This is a genomic window from Candidatus Aquarickettsia rohweri (assembly GCF_003953955.1).
GTDB classification, from domain to species: Bacteria; Pseudomonadota; Alphaproteobacteria; order Rickettsiales; family Midichloriaceae; genus Aquirickettsia; species Aquirickettsia rohweri.
In genome coordinates this window covers 1-5,503 of record NZ_RXFM01000100.1, presented here as the reverse complement: position 1 = coordinate 5,503, position 5,503 = coordinate 1, and the positions used below count along the sequence as shown (strand labels likewise).

Annotated in this window: 3 protein-coding genes; 1 reads left to right on the top strand and 2 read right to left on the bottom strand. The window is 32.3% G+C overall.

All coding sequences use genetic code 11. From position 1 onward, the window contains the following. Positions 1 to 230 (top strand): transposase domain-containing protein (locus EIC27_RS08405; protein ID WP_205702304.1); only part of this gene is annotated, 230 nt, incomplete at its 5' end. Between the two features lie 110 nt (positions 231 to 340). Here the strand turns inward: EIC27_RS08405 and EIC27_RS06085 are convergent. Then, a complete protein-coding gene (locus EIC27_RS06085; protein WP_153183775.1) occupies positions 341 to 871 on the bottom strand; it encodes a hypothetical protein in 531 nt (176 codons plus the stop codon). Beyond that, on the bottom strand, positions 846 to 5,503 hold a 4,658-nt coding region (locus tag EIC27_RS06080; protein ID WP_153183774.1), incomplete at its 5' end, for a hemagglutinin repeat-containing protein. The genes EIC27_RS06080 and EIC27_RS06085, both read right to left, overlap by 26 nt.

Genomic DNA, 5,503 nt, shown 5'->3' with positions numbered 1-5,503 from the left:
GTATAAAACCATTTGCAGTTGGCAGAAAAAATTGGATGTTCTGTGCAACAACTAAGGGTGCTAAAGCTAGTGCAAATATTTATAGTATTATTGAAACTTGCAAAGTAAATAAGATTAATCCTTATGATTATTTAAAATATTTGCTGAATCATATTCATGATTATTCTGATCCAAAAGAGTTAGTAAATTTACTTCCATATAATATTGATAAAAAAATATCATCAAATTAAATTTTTTTTAGAATTATCAAAAAACTTAAGAAACCCAAAGAAAGGCGGATAATACTTGTCAAGATGGGGATATTTTAGCGTTTACATATTACAGATGCGACAGAGCCATTTTAATTAATAAGCCTATCTGTATAATGCTTTATGCTTATATATCTATAGAATTCCCAATTATGCTTTAATTCTTCTTCATTACGAAAGCAATGATAATAAATTTTGCAGTTTTTATTTAATTTTATTGGCAACTCTATTTTTAGAGGATACTTATATTCTTCTAACATGACATAATACTTATTTTCATCACGATTAATTAAACATATATCACCTGGGCTCATACTTTCTATTTCGTTTACTAAATCAAAATTATTCGAATTGAATACTGCAATGTTACTAGCTTTAATGCATTTTAATGGAATAATTATTGACGGCATGTAATATTCTATAATGCCCTTTTTTTTACATAAAACTACTAATTCATTTAACATTACAATACCCTTTTTTACAAAGCAAAGAGGGTCCTTATTTCTCTTTAAGAAATAGTCTAAATCTATATCAACTGATTTAGATTTTTTTATTTCTGGTTGTATTTTATTAAACCAGTCTTCTATGTTATTAAATTTAATCATTTGGTAATTTCCATCCATTTTTTTGTAACCATAATCTTTGTTTTTTTGTTAGTTTTATAAATCCTTCTCTCCATGTCCCATCTTTATTTAAAGCAGCACCGTTATTAAAATGAACATGTGTTTTTTGTCCTTTTATAAAAGGATTAGCTTTATCGACCCTTTTTATCTCTTTAGGAGCTTGCCCTTTTTTTATTTCTTGATTAAGTTGATTAGTAGATTTTTCATTATTTAGGTTTTCTTCTTCATCAGGATCGAAGTCATCATCAGGATCAGGTGCTCCTGATGAGGCTACTGCAGTTCCTGGCTCTTGCTGAGTTTGCTGCTTATCTTTAGAAATATCATCATTGCTAGATTTATAAGATTCTTCATTTAGCTTATCTGTTGTAATTTTAATTCCAAGCCAAGCTGCAGCTCCTATTGAAATTTCCAGAACAGCTTTTACGCATGCAGAACTTGTCGCACAGCTTCTTATTGCCTGACCAATTCCCATCGCCACTAATGGCAATGCTGCTGGTCTAATCACTGGATTTTCTGACATATACTTCGATACTGCTGCATATGCTGTATCAATTGCGCCATTTCTATCTAATACCAAATTATTACTTTCTAAGTGATGTGCTAATCTAATAATTGATAATTTTTTATATATATTACCATTGAGTTCTGGATATTTTTTTAAAATTTTTTGATCTATTTCTGATAATTCATCTAGATTATTTTTTCTTGCATATTTATCATTTGTAAATACTTGATCCTTGGGATTAAATTTAGTTTTCTCATCTTGTTTGATGCTTTCTTTATTTGGCAATATATTACCTAATGCTTCCCCAACCTCACCAACTGCATCCATAAAGCTAGTTGCAATATTCTCAAAGAACTTTCCAGATTTTAAATTTTCTATTGCTTTCTTCTTTGTTTCCTCATCTAAAGAGCTAAATTTTGCTCTTATTGTTTCTATCTTGTAGTCATAATCAAAGCTACTTGTCTTACTTACATCTCTATTTGCTTTTTCTATTTCACATACTTTATTAACTCTACTTTCTGTACATTTTACTTCACCTTTTCCTATTGTCGCAAATGTATATCCATCCCCATCTCTTCCGCCAATCACAACTCCGTATTTACTTATCTTTCCATCGCTTCCTTTGTTTTCAGTTATATAGTTAATACTTGCTCCAAGAGTATACCCCTCATCACTATCGTATACATACTTCACAAATAACTCTCCTACAGTAAGTATCAAATTACCCACATCTTTGTAATTCCCTTCTTCATCTACTTCAGCATTTGCTATCATTGCTCCATTTAACTCTAGCGCATGTGCTACTATTATATTTGCATCTTCTTGTCCAACTAACCCTGTTAGCTTGCTCACTACATTCCTCTTACCACTACTTACTTCAAATGATCCACCATAACTCTTAGATACACTATTACCCCATCCTGTTGACAATCCAAAGCTCCTACCACTGCTTTCTTCTAGCTCTTTTACTGATTCCAATATTAAACTCTCAAAGCTTGCTTCAAGTGATTTTGCTTCTATAAATGTACCTTTGATATCCGCATGTCCCTTTACTTTTAACTCTAATCTATTTGTTACATATATTTCTGCATGAATAGGAACTATCTCGTCACTATTTAGCTTTCCTGTATTGCCACCTACATTTGAACCTACAGTTCCACTCATTCCAACTTGGATATTTATTCCACCGCCTTGTGATCTTCTATGTTCTTCGTTATTTGCTGTATTTGTAGTTAGCTTATTTGTATTGAAATATGCATCATATGCTTTGATCTGTGTTGATTTTAATCTCAACTCCTCACTTGTGCTTTCATATGTGCCTTCTTTTAATTTTCCATCTTCTTCTTTTCCTACTTCTATTGTAGTAAACTTAACTGTTCTTTTATCTAACTCATTACTGCTTTCTTGATAACTTGCAGCAAGCCATACTCCACCTTGGAATAATCCTCCTCCTGCCGCTATCCCCATTAATGTATTATATGCATCCCATGCTGCAAATGCTGTATTAATCGCTCCTTCTTTCCCACCTTGCCTAATACTTTTATCTACACTCTTACCACTTTCTATAAGTCCTGCTATACTATTTTGTATCCCTAATTTAAATCCTAAAAACCCTTCTACTTTCCTTTGGCTATGTGTCTTAGTATAATATACCACATCATGTATTTCTAGTTTAGATTTTGTTGTTAACTTTTCCTCTGCTTTTATATACGCTCCTTCTGTATAAATAGTTTCATCTGTATCTAGTGTTATAAAATGTCCTACTAAACTTGAGACCCTATGTATTGCTTCCGCATTCGTCTCTCTACTTTTACTCACCTTAATCCCAAGCCCTACACTTTGCTCTCTTGAATTTGATGTAAATGCAAAGCCTATTCCTTTTTTATCTACAGCCGCATAACTAAAATCTAATTCTGGTGCTGCCACTAACTTCATTCCTGGTGGTGCTTTTATTTCTATCGTCTCAGCCTCTACCTTACTTGCCAACTGTAACCATCCACCACTTCCATAGCCTATAAATGTGGCACATTTTCCATCCATAGTTTTAACTGCATCTCCTTCACCTTCCACTCCCTTACAATCATTATTTATTTGTATTATTGTAGGAACTATCTCCTCAGATACTGATTTGCCAACATATTTTTTGCTTCTTATTACATAATCACTTTCTCCCCACTCTTCTTTTAGCATTATATTCTTACCAGGTAATAAGCTTATTAATCCAACAATATCATCTTTTCCAGTCTTAATCTCCATTGAGCTTGTTGTTATGATCGCTGCCCTTATTGCTGTATCTTCTAATGACCCAAATACTACTTTCTTAGCTGCACTTATAAAAGGTCTTATAATATTCGTAATGCTACTATATGAATATGTTTCACTACTAAACACGAACCAACTATCATCTTCATATCTCTCACTTATATACTTATTCGCAACTGCTTCTATTACATTCTTCCCAAGCTTTGCTTCTAACTCAAATTCTCCTTCTGTTTTAATTATTGGTGAGTATAAGTAATTTCCATTTTGACTTACTATCTTTATATCTCCACTTGCCATTATCCTAGCAAGTTCATATTCTAAACTCTCACTTCTACTATACCCATCACCCCATGAATAATATAATTTATTATATATTGCAGCTGGTATGACTATTATCTTATCCCCTGACTCTATTGCAATAGTATCAGCTTTTATCTCTCCACCCTTTACACCAATATTTCCTTTAGAATTTACTTTAAAGCTTCCATTCAAGTCTACTGCTGGACTATTCATTGGAACATAACTAACTATATGCGAGTTACAACTATATTGTTCAATCACCTTCACAAGCATTTCCATTATAAAGCTACCTCTAGCCTCGACATTTAAACTACCACTTCCCTTAATTTGATTTAGCTGATAAATATTCCTTGCCTCTATAAATGTATCTCCTATTGAATTTATCAATCCACCATTAAATACATCTTCATCTATCATTAATGTTGTATTCTTAAGTGCTATCGTTGCACTACTATAACCATCCTTAAGTATCTCCTCTGTTACATACAACCTTAAAGACCATACTTCTATTCCATTTATATTTTCTTTTACTGGCCACAGTATTGCATCCACAAGCTCACTTTGTTGCCATCTTGTTAATTCTATGCCTGGTATTAACCCTAAATCCCTTTTAGATGTGACTGCATTCTTAAGCAATTGATCAAACTCATCATCATCATTCTTCTTATGATTCCATATATATGCTTTACCTAACTTATCAAAGATTGCTCTTTTTAATACCTCATGTTCATAATCAGGGTCTGCTAGTATTTGTATAATATCACCTGTACTATATCCCAATTCCTTCAGTAAATAAGCAGTTCCTTTTTGCTTCATTCCTGGAAGCTCAAATATACTTTCAAATATGTAATTGGTTACTAATCCACCACTTGCAACTAACCCAGTACCATCACCAGCAAGTGCACAACTATCTACACAAGACCCATCTCCTATTGCTAATTGATTTGGTGTATTTACTTTGTAAATCCCAGGATTATATTGCTCAAAGAAGTATCTTAAAAATCTTGCTTCTTGATTACTTTGACCACCAAAATTAAATACATTATCCAACCTTATCTCATAACCTTCCTTCCTTAAATTATTCATCATATCAATTGCTGATAGCTTAAACTCTTCTATCTCCTTTGATTTTAAATCATATGGTACCAGTGCATTGCTATTATCCTTAAACTGATCAAGTAAGTTTGGCAAATCACTTTTTGCAACTGCATAATTGGAAAGCCCAGATAACCTCGCTACATCTACATCTGTAAATGCTACTGTTGAGGGGTAGGATTTGTATACGAAGCTTTTTTGCTCAAATAGTATACAAGAATCGTAGCCGCTTCCACAAGGTACATTATTATAAGACTTTATATAATTAATTGCTTTTTGTCCTTGCAAAATAATTTCTATTGATGGTTTTGCTAAAAATTTGTTCTTAACAGAAAAAAAATTCCACCTATTATAATTGAGGATAGAGCGAGCTTCTAAAGTTTTAACACATTTAAGTTTTAAAGAAAAATTTTCTATACGGCCATTATTACTATATTCTTCTGCTGCCTTTCTTAAGGAATAAAAATTGG

Excerpts from the sequence above, each read along its gene's own strand:
- EIC27_RS06085 (WP_153183775.1), bottom strand. The coding sequence starts at position 871 with ATGGATGGAAATTACCAAATGATTAAATTTAATAACATAGAAGACTGG.